The organism is Burkholderia sp. MS389, assembly GCF_016899425.1.
Classification (GTDB): domain Bacteria; phylum Pseudomonadota; class Gammaproteobacteria; order Burkholderiales; family Burkholderiaceae; genus Burkholderia; species Burkholderia sola.
The window spans coordinates 2,182,288-2,204,421 of sequence record NZ_CP045994.1 but is presented as its reverse complement, the minus strand read 5'-3'; the positions used below and the strand labels follow the sequence as shown (position 1 = coordinate 2,204,421).

The 22,134-nt window shown below is 67.5% G+C and carries 17 protein-coding genes and 2 tRNA genes; 10 read left to right on the top strand and 9 right to left on the bottom strand.

Annotated features, from left to right (window positions below; genetic code table 11):
- Window positions 1-10: 10 nt before the first annotated feature.
- The 3 genes from GJG85_RS10195 to GJG85_RS10185 are packed head-to-tail and all read right to left on the bottom strand — an operon-like array spanning window position 11 to window position 2,451.
- On the bottom strand, window positions 11-1,213 hold the full coding sequence (locus tag GJG85_RS10195; protein WP_050013290.1) for an MFS transporter: 1,203 nt from the start codon (window positions 1,211-1,213) through the stop codon (window positions 11-13).
- 21 nt (window positions 1,214-1,234) lie between these two features.
- Complete coding sequence (locus GJG85_RS10190) at window positions 1,235-2,281, bottom strand: porin (RefSeq protein WP_204383290.1); 1,047 nt, start codon at window positions 2,279-2,281, stop codon at window positions 1,235-1,237.
- The gene (locus GJG85_RS10185; RefSeq protein WP_235356189.1) at window positions 2,278-2,451 is read right to left on the bottom strand and encodes a hypothetical protein; all 174 of its coding nucleotides are present in this window, start codon (window positions 2,449-2,451) and stop codon (window positions 2,278-2,280) included. The genes GJG85_RS10190 and GJG85_RS10185 overlap by 4 nt, the downstream gene beginning before the upstream one ends.
- A gap of 132 nt (window positions 2,452-2,583) precedes the next feature.
- Between GJG85_RS10185 and GJG85_RS10180 the strand changes: the two genes are divergently transcribed.
- Window positions 2,584-3,735, top strand: coding sequence for a helix-turn-helix transcriptional regulator (locus tag GJG85_RS10180; RefSeq protein WP_124630788.1), 1,152 nt, complete (start codon window positions 2,584-2,586; stop codon window positions 3,733-3,735).
- A gap of 105 nt (window positions 3,736-3,840) precedes the next feature.
- Window positions 3,841-4,839, top strand: coding sequence for a 2-dehydropantoate 2-reductase (locus GJG85_RS10175; protein ID WP_050013286.1), 999 nt, complete (start codon window positions 3,841-3,843; stop codon window positions 4,837-4,839).
- A 198-nt stretch (window positions 4,840-5,037) separates the two neighbouring features.
- On the opposite strand, the gene GJG85_RS10170 is transcribed toward GJG85_RS10175, so the two are convergent.
- Both GJG85_RS10170 and GJG85_RS10165 read right to left on the bottom strand, forming a co-directional pair.
- Window positions 5,038-5,487, bottom strand: coding sequence for a MarR family transcriptional regulator (locus GJG85_RS10170; RefSeq protein ID WP_050013285.1), 450 nt, complete (start codon window positions 5,485-5,487; stop codon window positions 5,038-5,040).
- Between the two features lie 62 nt (window positions 5,488-5,549).
- Window positions 5,550-6,695, bottom strand: a complete 1,146-nt coding sequence (locus GJG85_RS10165) for a glycerate kinase (protein ID WP_204383289.1) — start codon at window positions 6,693-6,695, stop codon at window positions 5,550-5,552.
- A 392-nt stretch (window positions 6,696-7,087) separates the two neighbouring features.
- Between GJG85_RS10165 and tig the strand changes: the two genes are divergently transcribed.
- The 7 genes from tig (at window position 7,088) to GJG85_RS10130 (ending at window position 15,815) form a co-directional block, all read left to right on the top strand.
- Window positions 7,088-8,434, top strand: coding sequence for a trigger factor (tig, locus tag GJG85_RS10160; protein WP_050013283.1), 1,347 nt, complete (start codon window positions 7,088-7,090; stop codon window positions 8,432-8,434).
- 140 nt (window positions 8,435-8,574) lie between these two features.
- On the top strand, window positions 8,575-9,228 hold the full coding sequence (clpP, locus tag GJG85_RS10155; RefSeq protein WP_006496351.1) for an ATP-dependent Clp endopeptidase proteolytic subunit ClpP: 654 nt from the start codon (window positions 8,575-8,577) through the stop codon (window positions 9,226-9,228).
- 164 nt (window positions 9,229-9,392) lie between these two features.
- Window positions 9,393-10,664, top strand: a complete 1,272-nt coding sequence (clpX, locus tag GJG85_RS10150) for an ATP-dependent Clp protease ATP-binding subunit ClpX (protein ID WP_006489345.1) — start codon at window positions 9,393-9,395, stop codon at window positions 10,662-10,664.
- Between the two features lie 197 nt (window positions 10,665-10,861).
- Window positions 10,862-13,285, top strand: coding sequence for an endopeptidase La (gene lon / locus GJG85_RS10145; RefSeq protein ID WP_050013282.1), 2,424 nt, complete (start codon window positions 10,862-10,864; stop codon window positions 13,283-13,285).
- Window positions 13,286-13,492: 207 nt separating this feature from the next.
- Window positions 13,493-13,568, top strand: a tRNA-Val gene (locus GJG85_RS10140).
- 23 nt (window positions 13,569-13,591) lie between these two features.
- Window positions 13,592-13,668: transfer RNA gene (locus GJG85_RS10135), tRNA-Asp, on the top strand.
- Between the two features lie 209 nt (window positions 13,669-13,877).
- Window positions 13,878-15,815 carry a SurA N-terminal domain-containing protein gene (locus GJG85_RS10130; RefSeq protein WP_050013281.1) on the top strand — a complete coding sequence of 646 codons (1,938 nt, stop codon included), beginning with the start codon at window positions 13,878-13,880 and terminating at the stop codon, window positions 15,813-15,815.
- A gap of 72 nt (window positions 15,816-15,887) precedes the next feature.
- Here the strand turns inward: GJG85_RS10130 and GJG85_RS10125 are convergent, their stop codons facing one another.
- Complete coding sequence (locus tag GJG85_RS10125; protein WP_050013280.1) at window positions 15,888-16,556, bottom strand: arylesterase; 669 nt, start codon at window positions 16,554-16,556, stop codon at window positions 15,888-15,890.
- Here GJG85_RS10125 and GJG85_RS10120 point away from each other — a divergent pair.
- A complete protein-coding gene (locus GJG85_RS10120; RefSeq protein ID WP_050013279.1) occupies window positions 16,555-17,268 on the top strand; it encodes an ABC transporter ATP-binding protein in 714 nt (237 codons plus the stop codon). The genes GJG85_RS10125 and GJG85_RS10120 overlap by 2 nt on opposite strands.
- 68 nt (window positions 17,269-17,336) lie before the next feature.
- Here the strand turns inward: GJG85_RS10120 and pgi are convergent, their stop codons facing one another.
- The 3 genes from pgi to GJG85_RS10105 form a co-directional block, all read right to left on the bottom strand.
- Window positions 17,337-18,959 carry a glucose-6-phosphate isomerase gene (gene pgi, locus GJG85_RS10115; RefSeq protein WP_050013278.1) on the bottom strand — a complete coding sequence of 541 codons (1,623 nt, stop codon included), beginning with the start codon at window positions 18,957-18,959 and terminating at the stop codon, window positions 17,337-17,339.
- Between the two features lie 111 nt (window positions 18,960-19,070).
- On the bottom strand, window positions 19,071-20,633 hold the full coding sequence (locus GJG85_RS10110; RefSeq protein WP_204383288.1) for an NAD(P)H-hydrate dehydratase: 1,563 nt from the start codon (window positions 20,631-20,633) through the stop codon (window positions 19,071-19,073).
- Between the two features lie 52 nt (window positions 20,634-20,685).
- Window positions 20,686-21,987: an FAD-dependent oxidoreductase gene (locus GJG85_RS10105; RefSeq protein ID WP_050013276.1), complete on the bottom strand. Its 1,302-nt coding sequence runs from the start codon at window positions 21,985-21,987 to the stop codon at window positions 20,686-20,688.
- Between the last annotated feature and the right edge of the window lie 147 nt (window positions 21,988-22,134).

Below are 22,134 nucleotides of genomic sequence, written 5' to 3'. Positions count from 1 at the left end.
GCGTGACCTGTCACGGTTGGGAGGAAACGGAAGAACGGCGATCGATGTGGCGCAGCGCGGCGAACGACACGATCGCGACGGCCGTCGCGGCCGCGAACAGCGCGCGCATCGTGCCGCCGGCGTCGAGCATCAAGCCCGCCAGCAGCGGGCCGGCGGCGAGCCCCGCGCCGATCACGAAATTGAGCGTCGCGACGAGGCGGCCCGACGTGTCGATCTGCGCGACGGTCGCGAGGATGAACGGCAGTACGAAGGTCCACGCGAACTTGAACACGAAGATCGCCGCGCTGTAGCCGCCGGTGTCACGTAGCGCGGCGAGCGCGACGAGCGACGCCGCGAGCAGCCCGTAACCGGCCGCCAGCATTGCGCGCCGCGCGAGCCGGCCGCCCGCGCACGACGCGAGCGCCGCGCCGGCGATCCCCATCACGCTCGCGATCGCGAGCACGTTGCCGGTCGACTGCGGATCGAGCCCGGCCTCGGCCGCCGCGCGGCTCGCGAACGTCCACACGCTGCCGATCGCGAGATAGAACGTCAGCACCGCGGCGATGGCGAGTACGACGAAGCGTCGCGGCGTTCGCGGTGCGTCGCTGCGCGCGGTGTGCGCGGATGCCGTCCGCATGCCGAGCGACGACGGAAAGCCGCGCGACAGCGGCGCCGCGAGCAGCGCGAGCGCGGCGAGCCCGACGTACAGCGCGCGCAGCCCGAATGCGGCGAACACGTGCGGCAGCACGAACAGGCCGATCGCGCCCGCGATCAGTTGGCCGACGACCCACAGGCCGTACACCCGGTCGCTGTTTTTGCTCGTCGCCGCGCTCGTCATGCAGAGCACCATCAGCGAGCCGCCGCCGAGCGCGGTGAAGGCGCGCAGCGCGAGCAGCGCGGCAAAGCCCGGCATCCAGAGCGCGGTCAGCAGGTTGCCCGCGCCGAACACCGCGATGGCGAACGCGGCGACGCGGCGCGCGTCGATGCGACCGAGCCACAGGTACGACGGCACGGTCGCGACGCTGAACGCGCCGAGTTCGACGAAGAAGTAGATGCCGATTTGCGACGCGGACAAACCGAGCTGCGTCGCCAGCCGACCGGCGACGGCGGGCGCCACGAGCAGCAGCAGCGGCGTGATGGCCGCGAACACGACGAGCGCGACGAGCGTCGCGCGCGCGAATGTCGATGCGCGGCCGTCGGGCGAGAGGGCGGCATCGGAGGACAAGGTTTTCATGGCGGGATCTCGTTGACGGAATCAGAACAGGTGGTACATGCCGACCATCGCGCCGAACTGCGACGCGCCGGCGAGCGGCGTCGGGTCGTATTCGTAGACGGTCTGCGAACTCTGGCCGCTGTTGCGCGCATAGCCGAGGTTCAGGTACGCGACGGTGCGTTTGGACAGCGCGTACGTGGTGCTCGCGATGAACAGCGTCGGATGGCCGATCGCCGGCGTGCGCGAATCGGTGTGGTAGACGCCCGCGTTCAGGCCGATTCCGTTCGATGTCAGGTAGCGCGCGCCACCCCAGACGATCGTGCGGGCCGCGTCGAGGTCGCCGGTCAGGCGCTCGACGCCCGCATACACGCTGAGCGGCAGCGTCGCGAATGCATAACGCGCGGCGAGCGTGCCGAGTTCGCGACGCCGCGCAGACGCGTCGGCCGCCGCCGATACGTCGCCGTGCGCCTGATGCAGCACCGCGCTGACCGACAGGCCGTTGCTCGTGTACTGGCCGCCGAGCTCGAGCACGCGTCCGGCGCGCGTATTGCCGGCGACGCCCGAGGTCGCGACGAGCGCCTCGACGTCGAAGCCGGCGAACGACGGCGACTGGTATTTGACCGAGTGGTCGATGAAGTTCGCGCTCATCGGCACGAGCACGCCCTGACCGCTGTACGACGCATACCAGAGCGGGTCGTAGAACAGCGTCTTGTCGAACAGCACGCTGAACTGGCGGCCGAGCGTGACGGTGCCGACCGGCCCGGCGATCCCCACATATGCGCCGCGGAAGAACGCGTAGCCGGGCACGGTCGCGGTGCCGTCATTGAGGTTGAGGCCCTGTTCGAGCTTGAACAGCGCCCGCCACCCGCCGCCGAGATCCTCGTGGCCCTTGATCCCGAACTGCGAAGGCAGGATGCCGTAGTTCTGCAACCGCACGGCCGAACGATGCCCGTCGGCGTGCGTCAGATATTGCACGCCGGCGTCGAGCGCGCCGTACAGCGTGAGGGCGGACTGCGCGTGCGCGGCGGCGCCGCATGCGGCAAGCGCCGCGCCGGCCGCGGCCGTGCGGATGAAGCGGGGTGTCGTCACGTCGGGTTCTCCATACCGTCCTGCATCGGTTTGTCGTTGGTGTTGTCGCGACGCAGTGTCCGCAGCGGGAAAACGGCCGAACAGTCGTCCAGATGAACGGTGCGGAAAACCCGCGACGCACGGCGCAAAGGCCCCGCGATGCCGCCGCGCGCGTTGCTGCGCAGCAGCAACCGGCGGCGCACCGTTCAAATGGATGGGGCTGGCGAGCGTTCCGGCGCCCCGGCCCGCCAAAAAAGCCGCTCGCTATAATCGGCCGGTGTCGTTGCGCACATCAGCAGCCCGACCGGGCAGGGGAGCGGAAGGTGAGGATCACGACGGATATCGGGCAGGATCTCGACGCGCTGCGCGACGTGCCGGCCGCCATCGTGCTCGACGAATTCGCGTGGCCGCCGCGGCCGTCCCGTCGCGCCGATTTCGACGGCGTCACGCGTGGCGACGCAGCGCAGCGCGCACTCGGCCTGATGCTGCTCGACCTGTACGCGGTGGCCGCGCAGTCCGCCATCGGCGAATTCGAGTACCGGTTCTTTTCGCTGCTGCAGGCGCTCATGCCGTTCGATGCCGCGTGGACGGGCGTCGCGACCCATCTGCCGACCGGCCCGGTGATGCACAACAGCTTTTTGTACCGGTTGCCGCACGCGTTCTTCAGCGACTGGAAGCGCGTGCGCGATTGCGATCCGCTCGCGCACCGCACGTTGCACGGCGCACACGGCCGCGCGGTGCGGCTGTCGGTTGTCGAGCCGGGGCTCGATGCGCGGTTTCGCGACTGGTGCGTGAAATACGGGCTCGCGCAACTGATGTTCGTGTGTACGCTCGATCGCCGCTTCGGCCTGACGACGTTCGTGTCGATCTACCGTCAGGGCCTGAACCGGCCGTTCGGCGACGACGACGCGCGTCGTTTCGAGGAGGTCATTCCGCATCTCGCGGCCGCATTGACGATCAATCGCGCCGCGCAGCTCACGCGCGAACGCGAGCGCGCCGACACGGCCGCGCCGGCCGCGCGTGCGCTGTGCGACAACTTCGGGGTGCTGCACCACGCCGATCACGGTTTCGACGACGTGCTGCGCACGGAATGGCCGGACTGGGCCGGCGCGCGCGTGCCGGAGCCGCTCGTCGCGTACCTGCGGCGCCACTCGGGCCGGCCGTTCGTCGGCGACGCGCTGCGCATCCAGTGCGTGCCCGTCGCGGGGCTGTTCCAGATCGACGCGCGGCCGCGCTCGCTGCTCGACCGGCTGAGCCCGCGCGAACTCGCGGCGATCCGCTATTACGGCGCCGGGCGTTCGCACAAGGAAGTCGCGCAGCAGATGGCGATCTCGCCGACCACCGTGCGCCACTACCTGCGCTGCGCGTACCGCAAGCTCGGCATGCACGACAAGAGCCAGATCGCCGGCATGCTCGGCGCGACCGGCGGCGCGACCGACGATGAAGCTGTGGAAGCTGGCGGCGTGCCGCGCTGAAGCGCACGAACGTGTGCCGGGCGGCGCGCACTGCGTTGCCAGAATGGTTGTGCCCGCAACCATTGAGCGTTATGCTCGTCAGCTCCCAGGAGACGGAATGCCATCATGAAGGACACGAATTCGGGGTCGGTGCGCACGGCGGTGGTCGGCGTCGGCGCGATCGGCGGATTGCTCGCGGCCGCGTTGTCGAGAGCCGGCATGACCGTGAGCGCGTACGCACGCGGCGCGACGCTCGATGCACTGAATACGCACGGCGTGCGCGTGATCGACGAGGCGGGCGCAATCTCGTCGGTGCCGGTGCGCGCCAGCGACGATGCGGCCGCGCTCGGCGTGCAGGACTACGTGGTGATCGCGCTGAAGGCACAGGCGCTGCCGGCGCTGGCCGCGCGCATCGCGCCGCTGGTCGGGCCGGACACCGTGATCGTCGCGGCGATGAACGGGCTGCCGTGGTGGTTCACGCACGGGCTCGAAGGGGCAATCGACGGCGTGCCGCTCGATGCGGTCGACCCCGCCGGCGCGGTGTCGGCCGCGTTGCCGCCTGCACAGGCGATCGGCTGCGTCGTGCACCTGTCGTCGAGTACCGATGCGCCGGGTGTCGTGCGTCGCGGGCGCGGCAACCGGCTGATCGTCGGCACGCCCGATCCGCGGCTCGACATGCCCACCGCGCGGTTCGCCGACGCGCTCTCGGCCGGCGGTTTCGACGTCGAATCGACGCGCGCGATCCGGACCGAGATCTGGGCGAAGCTGTGGGGCAACATGAACATGAATCCGCTGAGCGCGCTGACCGGGTCGACGGCCGAGCAGTTGCTCGACGATCCGTTCACGCAGGATCTCGCGCTGCGGATGATGGAGGAGGCAGCCGCGATCGGCGCGAGGCTCGGCCTGTCCACCGGGATGAGCGGCCCCGAGCGGATCGCGGTTACGCGCAAGCTCGGCGCATTCAAGACGTCGATGCTGCAGGATTTCGAGGCGGGGCGCTCGCTGGAGATCGGGCCGATCCTCGGCGTGTTTCCGGAGCTCGGCCGCAAGCTTGGCGTGCCGACCCCGTACTGCGACGCGGTGCTCGGGTTGTTGCGCCAGCGCGCGGCGAACAGCGGGTTGTAGTGCGCACGGGGCGGCTGAATTCGCGGCCGCCGGCAACGCCGTCAACGCGACCACGCGCGCTTCGTGCGATGCCTGCCGCATGACGCAAAACGGGCCGCCCGGATCGCACGTGACGCGACCCGGGCGGCCTGTCTGATTCGTCGGATCAAACCTGCCGCCAGCGCTCGCCAATCCGGCGATGGCGGCCCGCCACGCGGCTCAGTCGTCGCGTTCGATCGCGTGCGTGACGACCTTGTCGAGCAGCCGCTCGAACGTCTGACGTTCGCTGTCGGACAGGCATGCGAGCAAGCCGTCGTTCCATTTGCGCACGATCGGCATGATCTTGCGATGCAGCGCGCGACCGTCGGTGGTCAGCGCGATCAGCACGATCCGGCCGTCTTCGTCGCTCGCGCTGCGCTCGAGCAGCCCCTGGCGCAGCAGCGCTTCCGCCGCGCGGCTCGCCTGGCTCTTGTCGAGATTGGTGTGGCGCGCGAGATCCATGATCGAGAACGGGCCGAATGCGCCGACGGCGGCGATCACGCGCGCCTCGGGCAGCGAGATGTCGAGCTTGTGCCGGTACACCTCGCCGATCCCGCGGTCGGAGCGCTTCGTGAGCGCATGGAGGCGATAGGTCAGAAACTGATCGAGCCCGGCTTGACGGCCTTTCATGTCGAATCCTGAAGAAAAAGGGCGGGCCCGATTGTTCCTGTATCGCGCGCTCGGGTCAACGGTCAGTGTGCACCGTACTTCAGGCGTGTCAACTGTTCCGCTTCGTTCGCGAGCAGATTGGCCGCGTCGCGGATCGCGACGTCGAGCGTGATCGGCCCGGGCGCCGGCGAAAAGCAGCCGGAGAAATGCTCGGACAGGCGCGGCAGCGCGGCCGGGTCGACCGCGCCCGACAGCAGCGACGCGCTTACGCCGGCAGCCCGCGCGTGCCGGCAAGCGATGAACGGCGCCTTGCCGTGCAGCGTCTGCACGTCGGAGCGGCCTTCGCCGGTGATCAGCCAGTCGGCGCCGGCCAGTGCGGCGTCGAGCCCGACCTGGCGCGCGACCACTTCGGCGCCGGGCTCGAAGCGTGCGCCGAGCATGTGCAGCGCGAAACCGAGGCCGCCCGCGGCGCCCGCACCCGGCAGATCGCGGCCGCGGCGGTCGAGCGCGGCTTCGAGCAGGTCGGCGAAGCGGGCGAGGGCCGCATCGAGGATCGCGACCTGGGCGGCCGTCACGCCCTTTTGCGGACCGAATACGGCGGTCGCGCCATGCGCGCCCGTCAGCGGGTTGTCGACGTCGGACATGCCGACGAATTCCGTTTCCTTCAGGCGCGGATCGAGCCCCGACGCGTCGATGTGCGCGATGTCGGCGAGCCGCGACGGCACCGGCTCGACCGACTGGCCGCTGGCGTCGAAGCATTGCAGGCCGAGGCCCGCGAGCAACCCGGCGCCCGCGTCGTTGGTGCTGCTGCCGCCGAGCGCGACGAAGAAGCGGCGCACGCCGTCGTCGAGCAGCGTGCGGATTGCGTCGCCCATCCCGCGCGTGCTGCGCGCGTCGACCGGCACGCTCATGCCGACCGCGTCGGTGATCCCGACGATCTCGGCCGTCTCGACGATCGCGGTGCGCGCATCGATCACGCCGACCGCCGCATCGCGCGCCGCCAGCGACGCACCGGCCACGCGCAGCGTGCGCCGCGTGCCGCCGCCTGCCAGCATCGCGTTGAGCGTGCCTTCGCCGCCATCGGCCATCGGGCAGCAGCGCACGACCGCGTCGGGCCGCGCGCGGCGGATGCCGGTGGCGATCGCGTCCGCGACCTGCTCGGCGGAAAGCGAGCCTTTGAACGAATCGGGCGCGATGACGACGACAGGCGCGGACGGGTGGTGCGGCATGGTGTCTCCGGAAGGCGTTATTGGTGTGAAGAATGAGCGGTCGGGCCACGAGAGTGGCTCACACGCTATCGGAGCTTACAGGATGGCGCGCGCGCGGTGGATACGCCGTTCGGCATAGCCGCGATCCGCGTGCATGGGCCGTGTAACGGGCCGTCGACGGCGCGGGACGCACGCGTGTCGCACCGATCTGGCCGTATGAGGAAAATTGTTTGCTAGAATACTCGATTCTTCCGGCCAAAGCCGTGCTCCGAGCCGCTTGCGCTAGCCATCCGGCGCGTGCAGGGATGGCGTGGCGCTCCGGCGCGGCGTGCGAGTGCGACGCACCGCATGCTGCAGGCAGGCACGGCAAGGAAAACCCGATTCGCTCGAATAATTTTAGGACGATTGAAGCCATGGCTAACGTTGTTGAGAACCTCGGCAAGCTTGAACGCCGTGTGACGATTTCTTTGCCGAAAGACACCGTGCAGAAGGAAATCGACGCCCGCATCCAGAAACTCGCGAAGACCGTGCGCATGCCGGGTTTCCGCCCGGGCAAGGTGCCGGTGAAGATGGTCGCCCAGCAATACGCAGGTCAGGTCGAAGCCGAAGTGCTGAGCGACAAGATCGGCCAGGAATTCTTCACGATCAGCCGCGCGGAAAACCTGCGCGTCGCCGGCCAGCCGAGCTTCGAGCCGAAGCAGGAGCAGGCTGAGAATGCCTACGCGTTCGACGCGACGTTCGAGGTCTACCCGGAAGTGAAGATCGGCGATCTGGCGACGGCTGAAGTCGAGCGCTCGACCACGTCGATCGGCGACGCCGAAATCGACCGCACGCTGGACATCCTGCGCAAGCAGCGCGTGCACTACCACGCACGCGGCGAAGCCGGCGAGCACGGCGACGGCGGCGACGACACCGCAGCGAAGAACGGCGACCGCGTGACGGTCGACTTCGTCGGCAAGATCGACGACGTCGCGTTCCCGGGCGGCACGGCCGAAGATTTCCCGTTCGTGCTCGGCGAAGGCCGCATGCTGCCGGAATTCGAAACGGCGGCGCTCGGCCTGAAGGTCGGCGAACAGCGTACGTTCGACCTCAAGTTCCCGGACGACTACCACGGCAAGGACGTCGCCGGCAAAACGGCGCAGTTCACGGTCACGATGAAGAAGATCGAATGGCCGCACCTGCCGGAAATCGACGCGGAATTCGCGAAGTCGCTCGGTATCGAAGACGGCGACCTCACGAAGATGCGCGCCGAGATCAAGGAAAACCTCGAGCGCGAAGCGAAGCGTCGCACGCAGTCGATCGTCAAGAACCAGGTGATGGACGCGCTGCTGAAGATTTCCGAACTCGACGTGCCGAAGGCGCTGATCGAGCAGGACCAGCAACGTCTCGTCGAAATGGCTCGCCAGGATCTGGCGCAGCGCGGCGTGCCGAACGCGAAGGACGCGCCGATCCCGGCCGAAATGTTCGTCGAGCAGGCCGAGCGCCGCGTGAAGCTGGGCCTCGTGCTGGCCGAGCTGGTGAAGGCGAACGGCCTCGAAGCGAAGCCGGAACAGATCCGCGCGGAAGTCGACGAGTTCGCGAAGAGCTACGAAGACCCGAAGGAAGTGGTCCGCTGGTATTATTCCAACCAGCAGCGCCTCGCCGAGATGGAAGCGTTCGTCGTTGAAAGCAACGTCGTCGATTTCGTGCTGGGCAAGGCAAAGGTGACGGACAAGGAAGTGAGCTTCGAGGCACTCGCGAGCGCATCGGCGCAAGCGTAAGTGTTGCTCTAGCGGCGTGCCGGCTGTCGGAGCGACGGCCCGCACGCCGTTTTTACGTCAAGCGCACGGTTGCCATTAATATGGCGATTGGGCGGGCGGCTTCCTTCCGTTCAATTTTCCATTCGAACAAGGTTCATTGAATGATCACTCGCGCTGAATTGCTGGACATGCTTGCTTCGAACGCGCCGCAGGGTTTCGAGGCGCAAGCGCTGGGGCTGGTGCCGATCGTCGTCGAAACGAGCGGCCGCGGCGAGCGTTCGTACGATATCTATTCGCGTCTCCTGAAGGAGCGCCTGGTGTTCATGGTCGGCGAAGTGAACGACCAGACCGCCAACCTCGTGGTCGCGCAATTGCTGTTCCTCGAGAGCGAGAATCCCGACAAGGACATCAGCCTCTACATCAACAGCCCGGGCGGCTCGGTGTCGGCCGGGATGGCGATCTACGACACGATGCAGTTCATCAAGCCGGACGTGTCGACCCTGTGCATGGGCCTCGCGGCCAGCATGGGTGCGTTCCTGCTCGCGTCGGGCGCGAAGGGCAAGCGCTTTGCTCTGCCGAACTCGCGCGTGATGATTCACCAGCCGCTCGGCGGCGCGCGCGGCCAGGCATCCGACATCGAGATCCAGGCACGCGAGATCCTGTACCTGAAGGAACGGTTGAACAACCTGCTCGCGCAGCACACGGGCCAGGACGTCGAGCGCATCGCGCGCGACACCGACCGTGATAACTTCATGTCGAGCGAGGACGCGAAGGCGTACGGGCTGATCGATCAGGTGCTGCTGAAGCGCCCGTGAGCTTAAACGGGGTGCCGCCCCGATTCGGGCCGGCGCCCTCAAACGTCCCGAGTGCCCTGAGCATCTGCGGCAAGCGCATCCAGCCGGCTCCGGTCGCGCCCTAGGCGCGGCGTCCGGAGCAATCGGCGTATCATGTCATTTACCTGTCCGGAGGCTCTACATTCATGGCGGACAAAAAAGGTTCGAACAGCGAGAAGCTGTTGTATTGCTCGTTTTGCGGGAAAAGCCAGCATGAGGTGAAAAAACTCATCGCGGGCCCGTCGGTGTTCATCTGCGATGAATGTATCGACCTCTGCAACGAAATCATTCGCGACGAGGCGGCTGCCGCCGGCGTCGAGGCCAGCCTGTCCCGGTCCGATCTGCCGAGCCCGCAGGAAATTCGCGACATCCTCGATCAGTACGTGATCGGCCAGGAGCGCGCGAAGAAGATCCTCGCGGTGGCCGTGTACAACCACTACAAGCGCCTGAAGCATCTCGACAAGAAGGACGACGTCGAGTTGTCGAAGAGCAACATCCTGCTGATCGGCCCGACGGGCTCCGGCAAGACGCTGCTCGCGCAGACGCTCGCGCGGTTGCTCAACGTGCCATTCGTGATCGCCGACGCGACGACGCTGACCGAAGCCGGCTACGTCGGCGAGGACGTCGAGAACATCATCCAGAAGCTGTTGCAGAACTGCAACTACGAGGTCGACAAGGCCCAGCGCGGGATCGTCTACATCGACGAAATCGACAAGATCAGCCGCAAATCGGACAACCCGTCGATCACGCGCGACGTGTCGGGCGAGGGCGTCCAGCAGGCGCTGCTGAAGCTCGTCGAGGGCACGATGGCGTCGGTGCCGCCGCAGGGCGGCCGCAAGCACCCGAACCAGGATTTCATCCAGGTCGACACGACCAACATCCTGTTCATTTGCGGCGGCGCGTTCGACGGTCTCGAAAAGGTGATCACCGATCGGACCGAGAAAACCGGTATCGGCTTCGGCGCGACGGTCAAGAGCAAGCAGGAACGCGACGCGGGCGAGGTGCTGCGCGAAACGGAACCGGAAGACCTGATCAAATTCGGTCTGATCCCCGAATTGATCGGCCGCCTGCCGGTGGTCGCGACGCTCGGCAAGCTCGACGAAGCCGCGCTGATGAAGATCCTGGTCGAGCCGAAGAATGCGCTCGTCAAGCAGTATCACAAGCTGTTCGCAATGGAGCGCGTCGAGCTGGAAATCCGGCCGGGCGCGTTGCAGGCGGTCGCCCGCAAGGCGATCCGCCGCAAGACCGGCGCGCGCGGTTTGCGTTCGATCATCGAACAGGCGTTGCTCGACGTGATGTACGAGCTGCCGACGATGAAAGGGGTCAGCAAGGTCATCATCGACGAGAATGTCATCGATGGGGACGGCAAGCCCTTGCTGATCTACGAGGACACGCCGAAGGTGGCGGGTTCGAACTGACCGGCTTGCCGACGATGTTCAGCGAAAAAGGCCGTTCATGAGTCCGTGGGCGGCTTTTTTTCGTTTATCTTGTGGGTAACTCTGACTCGACACGCGGTGGTTACTTTCTTACCGAATATTTCCCGCACTTGAAGGCTTGCAATTCGTTGTGGCGGCCTCAATTACCGAACAATTGATTCCACTCATGGGGAAATGAAATGTCAGGCACCCAACTTCTCCCGCCGGAACGCATCACGCTCCCGCTGCTGCCGCTGCGGGACGTCGTCGTTTTCCCGCACATGGTCATTCCGCTCTTCGTGGGCCGGCCGAAATCGATCAAGGCCCTCGAAGCAGCGATGGAAGGCGGCAAGCACATCATGCTCGTCGCCCAGAAAACCGCGGCCAAGGACGAACCGACCGAAAAGGACATGTACGAGGTCGGTTGTATCGCCAACATTCTGCAGATGCTGAAGCTGCCGGACGGCACCGTGAAGGTGCTCGTCGAGGGCCTGCAGCGCGCGAAGGCGTTGTCCATCGAAGAACAGGAGACGCAGTTCTCCTGCGAAGTGATGCCGCTCGAGCCCGATCATGCCGATAGCGCCGAGACGGAAGCGCTGCGTCGCGCGATCGTGTCGCAGTTCGACCAGTACGTGAAGCTGAACAAGAAGATCCCGCCGGAGATTCTCACGTCGCTGTCGGGCATCGACGAAGCCGGCCGTCTCGCCGACATGATCGCCGAGCGCCTGCCGCTGAAGCTCGACCAGAAGCAGCACATCCTCGAGATGTTCCCGGTCATCGAGCGCCTCGAGCATCTGCTCGCGCAGCTCGAAGCCGAGATCGACATCCTGCAGGTCGAAAAGCGCATCCGCGGGCGCGTGAAGCGCCAGATGGAAAAGAGCCAGCGCGAGTACTACCTGAACGAACAGGTCAAGGCGATCCAGAAGGAACTGGGCGAGGGCGAGGAAGGTGCGGATCTCGAGGAGCTCGAGAAGCGCATCAACGCCGCGCGCATGCCGAAGGAAGCCAAGAAGAAGGCTGACGCCGAGCTGAAGAAGCTGAAGCTGATGTCGCCGATGTCGGCGGAAGCGACCGTCGTGCGCAACTACATCGACACGCTGATCGGCCTGCCGTGGCGCAAGAAGAGCAAGGTCAACAACGACCTGTCGAACGCCGAGCAGGTGCTCGACGAGGATCACTTCGGCCTCGAGAAGGTCAAGGAACGGATCCTCGAGTATCTCGCGGTGCAACAGCGCGTGGACAAGGTCAAGGCGCCGATCCTGTGCCTCGTCGGGCCCCCGGGCGTCGGCAAGACCTCGCTCGGCCAGTCGATCGCTCGCGCGACGAACCGCAAGTTCGTCCGGATGGCGCTCGGCGGCGTGCGTGACGAAGCCGAGATCCGCGGCCACCGCCGTACGTACATCGGTTCGATGCCGGGCAAGATCCTGCAAAGCCTCGCGAAGGTCGGCGTGCGCAATCCGCTCTTCCTGCTCGACGAAGTCGACAAGATGGGCATGGATTTCCGCGGCGATCCGTCGTCGGCGCTGCTTGAAGTGCTCGATCCGGAACAGAACCACACGTTCGCCGACCACTACATCGAAGTCGACTTCGATCTTTCGGACGTGATGTTCGTCGCGACGTCGAACTCGCTGAACATCCCGCCGCCGCTGCTCGACCGGATGGAAGTGATCCGTCTGTCGGGCTACACGGAAGACGAGAAGGTCAGCATCGCGCAGCGTTACCTGCTGCCGAAGCAGAAAAAGAACAACGGGCTGAAGGAAGGCGAGATCGAGGTCACCGAGCAGGCGATTCGCGACATCATCCGCTACTACACGCGCGAAGCCGGTGTGCGTTCGCTCGAGCGGGAAGTGTCGAAGATCTGCCGCAAGGTCGTGAAGATGCTGCTGCTGAAGAAGGCGTCGGGCGCGATCAAGGTCGATGGCGAGAATCTGGATACGTTTCTCGGCGTGCGCAAGTACGACTTCGGCCTCGCGGCGAAGGAAAACCAGGTCGGTCAGGTGACGGGGCTCGCGTGGACGGAAGTCGGCGGCGATCTGCTGACGATCGAAGCCGCGGTGATGCCGGGCAAGGGCAACGTGATTCGTACGGGCTCGCTCGGCGACGTGATGAAGGAGTCGGTCGAGGCTGCGCGTTCGGTCGTGCGCTCGCGTTCGCGTCGTCTCGGTATCAAGGACGAAGCGTTCGAGAAGCAGGACATCCACATCCACGTGCCGGAAGGCGCGACGCCGAAGGACGGTCCGTCCGCTGGCGGTGCGATGACGACCGCGCTGGTGTCGGTGCTGACGGGTATTCCCGTGCGGGCCGACGTCGCGATGACGGGCGAAATCACGTTGCGTGGCGAAGTGCTGCCGATCGGCGGGCTGAAGGAAAAGTTGCTGGCGGCGCATCGCGGCGGCATCAAGCTCGTGCTGATCCCGGAAGAGAACGTGAAGGATCTCGCGGACATTCCGGACAACGTGAAGAACGCGATCGAGATTGTGCCGGTTCGCTGGATCGACAAGGTGCTGGAGCTCGCGCTCGAGCGTTCGCCGACGCCGCTGCCGCCGGAAGAAGAGGCGAAGGCTGCGGCGCCGGTCGGCGAGGCGGCGAAGGATGCCGGCTCGACGGAAGTCGTCAAGCACTGAGGCGCTGAACACCGTCGTTGCCGACGGTCGTTCCCGAAAACCCGCGGCGGTGTCCGCGGGTTTTTTTACGCGCATCGGAATCATGCGAGCGCGTTCGTAAAAAATTCGCGCGCCAGGCTTGGCAAAATGATCGGGGATGAATTAAACTTGCGGGCTCGCTGATTGTTGATGCGCAAACGCAGATCGCAGTCAGAACGAATCGGAAACGGGTGCTTAGCTCAGCTGGTAGAGCGGCGCCCTTACAAGGCGTAGGTCGGGGGTTCGAACCCCTCAGCACCCACCAGTTTCACGATTCAGCCAGACCAAGGAGCGGTAGTTCAGTCGGTTAGAATACCGGCCTGTCACGCCGGGGGTCGCGGGTTCGAGTCCCGTCCGCTCCGCCAAACAAACAACAATGCCCGCCTTGTGCGGGCATTGTTGTTTGTGCGTTCGGTTTGCGCCCGCTTGCGAGCGCGTGACTGCGGAGTGGCGAAAAGTCGCCTGTGAGGCTTCCGGATTCCGGTTCCGTTCGCGCACAGCATTTGCCTGCTTTTTTCCCGTCCCACCCCGTATGTTGTAATATCGGTCGTTTTGTCCAATTTTTCCGTCACGCATGCTCGATTTCTTCCGTAATCACCAGCGCCTGATGATGGCGCTCCTGCTCCTGATCGTGTTGCCGGGGCTGGGTTTCGTCGGGATCCAAGGCTTCCGCGGCTTCTTCGACGACAGTGCGAACGTCGCGGCGGTCAACGGGCACAAGATCACGCGGGTCGAATTCGACGGCGCGTTCCGCCAGCAGATCGACCAGGCGCGCCAGGCGCTCGGTGGGCAGTTCGACATCAAGATGTTCGACACGCCCGAGCATCGCAAGCAGGTGCTCGACGGCCTGATCCAGCAACGCGTGCTGGCCGACGAGACGCAGCGTCTGCACCTGACCGCGTCCGACAACGCGGTGCGCGACGCGCTGATGAGCGACCCGATGATCGCGTCGCTGAAGAAGCCCGACGGCACGATCGACGTCGAACGCTATGCGCAACTGCTGTCATTCCAGGGGATGACGCCCGAGCAGTATCAGGAGCGCGTGCGTTACAGCCTGTCGCTGCAACAGATTCCGGCCAGCATCGTGTCGAGCGCGTTCACGCCGAAGAGCCTCGCGCAACGCCTGTCCGAACTCGCCGCGCAGCAGCGTGAAGTGCAGGCGCTCGTGCTGAAGACGAGCGACTTCGCAGCGAAGGTCCAGCCGACCGACGCGCAGCTCACCGCGTACTACGACGCGCACAAGCAGAGCTTCGCGACGCCGGAAACCGCGACGATCCAGTACCTCGTCTATTCGCCGGCCGCGGCGGCCGCGAGCGCGCAGCCGACCGAAGCGGACATCAAGAAGTTCTACGACGACAACCCGACGCACTTCCGTACCGAAGCGCAGGTGCGCGTGAGCCACATCTTCATCGCCGCGCCGGGCAGCGCCAGCGCGGCCGACAAGGCGGCCGCGAAAGCGAAGGCCGAGCAACTGCTCGCCGACGTGAAAGCGCATCCCGATCAATTTGCGCAGATCGCGCAGAAGAACTCGCAGGACGCGCCGTCGGCGGCGAAGGGCGGCGACCTCGGCTTCATCACGCGCGGTTCGACCGCGGGCGGCAAGGCGTTCGACGATGCCGCGTTCTCGCTCAAGCAGGGCGACGTGAGCGGTCTCGTGCAGTCGGATCTCGGTTTCCACATCCTGAAGGCGACCGAAGTGAAGCCGGCCGTCGTCAAGCCGTTCGCGGAAGTGAAAGACCAGATCGCGATCGACCTGAAGCAGCAGTACGCAGCGAAGGCGTTCTCGGACAATGCGGAAGGTTTCACGTCGACCGTCTACGAAAAGGCGAAGACGCTGCAGCCGGCCGCGGACAAGTACAAGCTGACGATCCAGACGGCCACCGTCACGCCGACGCCGAATCCGCAGTTGCCGCCGACGAGCCCGCTGAACAATCCGAAGTTCCTGGCCGCCGTGTTCGCGAACGACGCGGTGAAGAACCAGAACAACACGCAGGCGATCGACGTCGGCAACAACACGCTGATCTCGGCGCGCGTGACCGAGCACAAGCCGGCTGCGGTGCCCGCGCTCGACGCGATCAAGGACGTCGTGCGCCAGAAGGTCATCGCCGAGCAGGCCGCGGAACTCGCGAAGAAGGACGGTGCGGCGAAGCTGGCCGAATTGCAGAAGTCGAAGTCGGCCGACGGCTTTACGGCCGCGCAGAAGGTGTCGCGCACGCAGTCGCAGGGCCTGACGCCGGCTGCGCTGAGCGCCGTCTACAAGGTCGATGCGAAGACGCTGCCGGCTTACGTCGGTGTCGACCTCGGTGCGGACGGCTATGCGATCTACCGCGTGAACGCGGTGATCCCCGGTTCCGCGGTCGATCCGCAGCAACTGGCCGCCGCGCAGCAGCAGATGGCGCAGGTCGACGCGCAAAGCGAAGGCGAAGCGTACCTCGCCGCGCTGCGCGATCGCTCGAAGGTGAAGCTGTACGGCAGCACGACGGCCAGCCAGCAGCAGGACGGCGACAACTGAGCATCGTTTCGCCCGCAACCATCGAAAAGCCCCGCTCGAAGCGGGGCTTTTTGTTTTCCGGTGCAGCCGCGGTCAGCCGTGCGGCTTGCCGAGCAGCGGCTTCAGCGCCGGCCATACGTTGTCGAGCAGGATGCCCTGGGCCTGCCGTGCCGGGTGCATCTGGTCGGCCTGGAACATCTCGGGCTTGTTCTCGATGCCGGCCAACAGGAACGGCACGAGCGGCACGGCGAGATCCTTCGACAGCCGCGTATAGAGCGCATGGAACTTCTGCGTGTAGTCGGGGCCGTAATTGGGCGGCACGTACATGCCGACCAGCACGACCTTTGCCTGCGCACGTCGCGCGCCGGCGATGATATCGCGCAGGTTCTGTTCGGTCGTCGCGAGCGGCACGCCGCGCAGCGCATCGTTCGAACCGAGTTCGACGACGACGATCGACGGCTTGAGCCGCTGCAGCACCGCGGGCAGCCGCGCACGGCCGCCGCTCGTGGTGTCGCCGCTGACGCTGGCGTTCGCGACGCTATAATCGATTCGCTCGGTCGCGAGCCGTTGCCGCAGCAACGCCACCCAGCCGGTGTCGCGCGGCAATCCGTATTCGGCCGACAGGCTGTCGCCGAGCACGACGATCACGGGCGGGCTCGATGCCGGCGCCGTCGCAGCGCGTACGGGCACGGTGACGGCCAGCAGGGTGCCCAGCAGCGCGGCGGTCGCCGCGCGTCTTTTCCAGCGAAATGTCGTGTCCATGTTCAAGATTACCGATCCGATCATCGAAGTCCATGACGTGTGCAAGCGGGTTGCCGATGCAACGGGCGAGCTGACGATCCTCGACGGCATCACGCTCGCCGTGCAGCCGGGCAGCAGCCTCGCGATCGTCGGCGCGTCGGGGTCGGGCAAATCGACGCTGCTCGGCTTGCTCGCAGGGTTGGACAGCGCGACGAGCGGCACGGTTCGCCTGCTCGGCCGCGTGCTCGACCAGCTCGACGAGGACGAGCGCGCGGCATTGCGCAACGGCGCGGTCGGTTTCGTGTTCCAGTCGTTCCAGCTGATGCCGCACCTGACGGCGCTCGAGAACGTGATGCTGCCGCTCGAACTGCAGGGCGGCATCAGCGCGCGCGATGCGGCCGACCGCGCCCGGGCGCTGCTCGTGCAGGTCGGTCTCGGCGAACGCACCGCGCATTATCCGAAGCTGCTGTCGGGCGGCGAACAGCAGCGCGTCGCGCTCGCACGCGCGTTCGTCACGCGGCCGGCGATCCTGTTCGCCGACGAGCCGACCGGCAGCCTCGACGCGGCCACCGGCCACGCGGTCATCGACCTGATGTTCGAACTGAACCGCATGCACGGCGCGACGCTCGTGCTCGTCACGCACGATGCCGAACTCGCGCGCCGCTGCGCGACGACGGTCACCATCGACGCGGGGCGCATCGTCGCGCCGCACGCGGCATCGCGCAACGCGTGAATGTTCGTGCCGGCCGCGCGGCGTGAAGCGCGCGGCCGGCACGGGCATGACGCCGTCGCGTCAGTGCTTCAACGCTTGAGCGCCGCGCGGGCGCGCTCGATCAGCGCGGTGGTCGACGAGTCGTGCTTCGCCGGATCGACCGAGTCGGCCGACAGATCGGCCTCGACGACCTTGCCCAGAATCTTGCCGAGCTCGACGCCCCACTGGTCGAACGGATTGATGTCCCACACCGTCGCCTGCACGAGCACCTTGTGCTCGTAAAGCGCGATCAGCGCGCCGAGCGTGCGCGGCGTCAGCGCATCGACGAGCAGCGTCGTGGTCGGGCGGTTGCCGGGGAACGTCAGGTGCGGCGCGAGCGCCTCCTTGCCCGGCCCGGCGATCTTGCGCGCTTCTTCCAGCGTGCGGCCGAGCATCAGCGCCTCGCTCTGCGCGAAGCAGTTCGCGAGCAGCTTCGGATGATGGCTCGCGAGCGGATGCTCGGGCGTCAGCACCGCGATGAAGTCGATCGGCACGATCGTTGGCCCCTGGTGCAGCATCTGGAAGAACGCATGCTGGCCGTTGGTGCCCGGCTCGCCCCACGTGACGGCCGACGTCGGGTAGTCGACGAAGGCGCCGTCCAGGCGCGCGGATTTGCCGTTGCTCTCCATTTCGAGCTGCTGCAGGTACGACGGCAGGTAGTGCAGCGCTTCCGAGTACGGTGCGACGAGATAGCTCTGCGAGCCGAAGAAATTCCGGTACCAGATGCCGATCAGGCCGAGCAGCACCGGCAAATTGCGCTCGAGCGGCGCTTCGCGGAAGTGGCGGTCCATGTCGTTCGCGCCGGCCAGCAGTTCGTCGAACTGTTCGGGGCCGACCGCGATCATGATCGACAGGCCGACCGCCGACCACAGCGAATAGCGGCCGCCGACCCAGTCCCACATTTCGAACACGTTGTCCGCCGCGATGCCGAACTTCACGACTTCGGCCGGGTTCGCCGACACGCCGACGAAGTGCTTCGCGAGCGCGTCTTCGGGGCAGCCGCGCGCGACGAACCAGTCGCGCAGCGAGCGTGCGTTCGTCATCGTCTCGAGCGTCGTGAACGTCTTCGACACGATGATCGCGAGCGTTTCCTCGGGATCGACCTGTTCGAGCACGCGCGCGAGATCGGCGCCGTCGACGTTCGACACGAAGTGGGTCGAGATCTCGCGCGTCGCGACGTGGTGCAGCGCATGCACGACCATCTTCGGGCCCAGATCGGAGCCGCCGATGCCGATGTTGATCACGTGGCGGATGCGCTTGCCCGTATAGCCCGTCCACGTACCGCTGCGCACGGCGCGCGCGAACGTCGCCATCTTCGCGCGCTCGGCGCTCACCTGCGCGTGGAACGGCGCCTGCGGATCGGTCGCGCGCAGTGCGGTGTGCAGCGCCGCGCGGCCTTCGGTCGGGTTGACGACCTCGCCCGCGAACATCGCGTCGCGGCGCGCTTCGACGCCGGCGTCGCGCGCGAGCTGCACGAGCAGGCGCAGCGTTTCGTCGTCGATGCGGTTCTTCGAGAAATCGGCCGCGAGACCGCCGCCCGGAATCGTGAAGCGTTCGGCGCGGGTCGGCGCGCGATCGTTTTCCGGCGCGAACCAGTCGCGCAGCCGCGCGTGGCGGATCTGTTCGAAGTGGGATTGAAGGGCAGTCCAGGCGGGGAGCGATTTCAGCGTCATGGCGGTTCGAGTGAAGCGTGAATCGGGAGGAATGCCGCGCCGGCTCATCGTGATCGGAAAGCCGGCGGACGAGAAGGCCCGCCGTGCGGCGGGGCAGTCAGTATAGCGGCGTTACGTGTCGGCGCGCGGCGACGGATAAAAAAGGCGATTGATCAGCGTACGCACCATCGGCGCGAGCTCGCCGGCGGTGAGCCCGGCCGGGCCGGTGCCGGTCGCGGTCAGCGTGTCGGCCGCGAGGCCGTGCAGGTAGACGCCGGCCAGCGCGGCTTCGTACGGCGCGACCCGCTGCGCGAGCAGCGCGCCGATCAGGCCGCCGAGCACGTCGCCGGTGCCGCCGGTGGCGAGCGCCGCGTTGCCGGTCGGGTTGATCGTCACGCGGCCGTCGGGCGCCGCAATCACCGTACCCGAGCCTTTCAGCACGACGATGGCCGCGTAACGCGCGGCGAGCGCCTGCGCGGCCACGACGCGATCGCGCTGCACGGCGGCCGTGTCGCCGCCGAGCAGGCGCGCGGCTTCGAGCGGATGCGGCGTCAGCACGCACGGATTGCCGTGTGCGCCACGCGCGGCGACGGCGGTCGCGAGGTCCGCGTGCGTCGCGACGAGGTTCAGCGCGTCGGCATCGAGCAGCGTCGCCGTGTCGTGCGCGAGCACGTCGCGCACGAGTGTCGCCGCGGCTTCGCGCGTGCCGAGCCCGCAACCGGCCGCGATCGCGGTCATCGCGCCGGGGTCGAGCGTGTCGGCCGGATGCAGCATCAGTTCGGGGAACGGCGGGTCGTACGGCGGCGCGCCCGCGCCGAGGAAGCCGACGTGCACCTTGCCGGCGCCCGCGAACAGCGCGGCGCGCGCGGCGAGGATCGGCGCGCCGCACATGCCGGTGTCGCCGCCGAGCACCGCGAGGCTGCCGTACGTGCCCTTGTGGGACGCGAACGCGCGCGCGGGCAGCGCCGCGGCGAACCGCGCGGGCGCGTTCAGCACGATGGCCGGCGCGGCGGGCGGCGCGACGTCGAGCGACGCGACGTGGATTTCGCCGGCGAGATCGCGGCCGTCGCCCGTGTAGAGGCCGGGCTTCGCGCCGATGAAGGTGAGCGTCTGCGTGGCCGCCACGGCGACGCCCGCGCCGACGATGCGGCCCGTGTCGCTGTCGAGCCCGCTGGGCACGTCGAGCGCGAGCACGCGGCCGCCGCCGCGCGCATGGGTGGCGATGCGTGCTGCCTGCTCGGCGAACGCGCCATCGAGCGCGCGGCCGAGACCGATGCCGAACAGCCCGTCGACGACCCACGCATAGCCCTCCAGCGACGCGGGCGGGGTGGCCGACAGCGGCACGCCGGCCGAGCGTGCGAGACCGAGCGCCCATTGCGCGTCGTCCGGCTTGACCGGCACCGGCATCCACGCATGCGTCGCGACGCCGAGCTGCTGGAGTTGCGCGGCGGCCACCAGCGCGTCGCCGCCGTTGTTGCCGGGGCCGACCGCGAACCAGACGGGGCGATCGTCGCCGGCGACCCGCTCGGACAGCCAGCGCGCGGCGGCCGCGCCGGCGCGGCCCATCAGCGTGTGCGGCGGCAGCGCGGCGGCGGCGTCGGCTTCGGCCGCGCGCAGGTCGGCGACGCGCAGCAGCGCGATCGGATCGGAATCGGGGAACGGGGGGCGAACGGGGGGAGCGGGGGTAACGGTCATCGCGGGATCGTGGCGGCTGGCAAGGATGCCGCCACGGGCCGGCCCGCGGCGGTCAGGTCGTGAAGCGGCCGGCGTTCAGCGCGGCGAGCGTGTCGGCGGGCCAGTGCTGGACGTTGCCGCCCAGATAGTCGGTCACCACTTTAGCAGACCCGCACGCGAGGCCCCAGCCGGCCGGGCCATGGCCGAAATTGACGAACACGCGCGGATGCGGGGTCGGACCCACGACGGGCAGGCCGTCCGGCGACAGCAGTTGCATGCCTTGCCACGACAGCGCGGCCGAGATCTTCGCGGCGCCGGGCACCCAGTCGTGGACGGCCTGGCCGAGCAGCGCGAGCGCGGCCTCCGACAGCGGCTCGGCGAGCGGCTTCGCGGTATCCGCCAGGCTCTGCAGCACGGCGGCCCCGCCGATGCGCAGCCGCTGGTGGGTGCGCGTGATCGAGATCCGCTTGATCGAATCGACGACGCTCAGGTGCGGCGCATGTTCTTCGTACGCGACCGGCGCGGTGAGCGTATGCACGCGCACCGGGTGCAGCGGCAGGCGCCAGCCGAGCCGTTCGAGCAGCGCAAGGCTGCCGGCGCCGGCGGCGACCACGATCGCGTCGGCCGACATCACGTCGACCTCGCGCGCGTGCGCCGCGCTCCGGTTGCCCGGCGGGGCGAGCTCGACCGCGACGCGGCCGTTGTCGACGCGGATCGCGGCGACGTCCGCGCCGAAGCGGAACTGCACGCCGTGCTCGTCGAGCGTCTGCTTGACCAGTTTCGCGAACAGCGGGCAGTTGCCGGTGCGCTCGGTTTCGAGCAGCACGCCGCCGGCAAAGCCGGGCTCGGCCGGTACCGACGGTTCGAGCGCCACGCATTCGTCGGCGGTGAGCGTGCGGTAAGGCTGGTCGAGTGTGCGCAGCAGGTCGAGCGCGGGCTGCAGCGCGTCCCAGTCGCGCGGATCGCGCACGATGTGCAGGATGCCGGGCTTCTGCTCGAATTCGAGCTCGAGGCGCGCCTCGATATCGGCGAGCGCGTCGCGCGACACGTCGATCAGCGGGCGCAGCCGTGCGTACTGCGCGGCGAATGCATCGGGCTCGCGCAGCGTGCCGAGCTGCTTGACGAAGCGGCGCACGCCGCCGTTGAAGCCCGGCTTGTAGACGATGCCGCTGTCGCGCGCCTGGCGCTGGTGCATGAAAGTCGGGCCGAACCAGACGTCGAGCGGGCTCGGCAGCAGCGCGCCGCCGTCGCCGTAGGTCGCGCCTTGCGCGACGGTCGCGTGGCGTTCGACCACGCATACGCGATGGCCGGCCGCGCGCAGCTGGTAGGCGGTGGCGACGCCGCTGATTCCGCCGCCGATGACGATGACATCCATTGAGATTGCTTCGATGACGGGCGGCACGCACGCCGCCCGGTGAGAATTCGCTGAGGGCCCGGGCCCGGTGAACCCGGAATGATAGCGCCAAAAGTGCGCGAGCCGGCGGCGGGCGAGCATGGCCGTGCGGCCATGCGGCGGCGGCCG

Bases quoted from the DNA above. Each gene is read 5' to 3' on its own strand.
- clpP (WP_006496351.1), top strand. From the start codon at position 8,575: ATGATCACTCGCGCTGAATTGCTGGACATGCTTGCTTCGAACGCGCCG.
- GJG85_RS10130 (WP_050013281.1), top strand. From the start codon at position 13,878: ATGCTCGATTTCTTCCGTAATCACCAGCGCCTGATGATGGCGCTCCTG.
- lon (WP_050013282.1), top strand. From the start codon at position 10,862: ATGTCAGGCACCCAACTTCTCCCGCCGGAACGCATCACGCTCCCGCTG.
- GJG85_RS10175 (WP_050013286.1), top strand. From the start codon at position 3,841: ATGAAGGACACGAATTCGGGGTCGGTGCGCACGGCGGTGGTCGGCGTC.
- GJG85_RS10125 (WP_050013280.1), bottom strand. From the start codon at position 16,556: ATGGACACGACATTTCGCTGGAAAAGACGCGCGGCGACCGCCGCGCTG.
- GJG85_RS10110 (WP_204383288.1), bottom strand. From the start codon at position 20,633: ATGACCGTTACCCCCGCTCCCCCCGTTCGCCCCCCGTTCCCCGATTCC.
- GJG85_RS10105 (WP_050013276.1), bottom strand. From the start codon at position 21,987: ATGGATGTCATCGTCATCGGCGGCGGAATCAGCGGCGTCGCCACCGCC.
- pgi (WP_050013278.1), bottom strand. From the start codon at position 18,959: ATGACGCTGAAATCGCTCCCCGCCTGGACTGCCCTTCAATCCCACTTC.
- GJG85_RS10195 (WP_050013290.1), bottom strand. From the start codon at position 1,213: ATGAAAACCTTGTCCTCCGATGCCGCCCTCTCGCCCGACGGCCGCGCA.
- GJG85_RS10170 (WP_050013285.1), bottom strand. From the start codon at position 5,487: ATGAAAGGCCGTCAAGCCGGGCTCGATCAGTTTCTGACCTATCGCCTC.
- GJG85_RS10165 (WP_204383289.1), bottom strand. From the start codon at position 6,695: ATGCCGCACCACCCGTCCGCGCCTGTCGTCGTCATCGCGCCCGATTCG.
- clpX (WP_006489345.1), top strand. From the start codon at position 9,393: ATGGCGGACAAAAAAGGTTCGAACAGCGAGAAGCTGTTGTATTGCTCG.
- GJG85_RS10120 (WP_050013279.1), top strand. From the start codon at position 16,555: ATGTTCAAGATTACCGATCCGATCATCGAAGTCCATGACGTGTGCAAG.
- tig (WP_050013283.1), top strand. From the start codon at position 7,088: ATGGCTAACGTTGTTGAGAACCTCGGCAAGCTTGAACGCCGTGTGACG.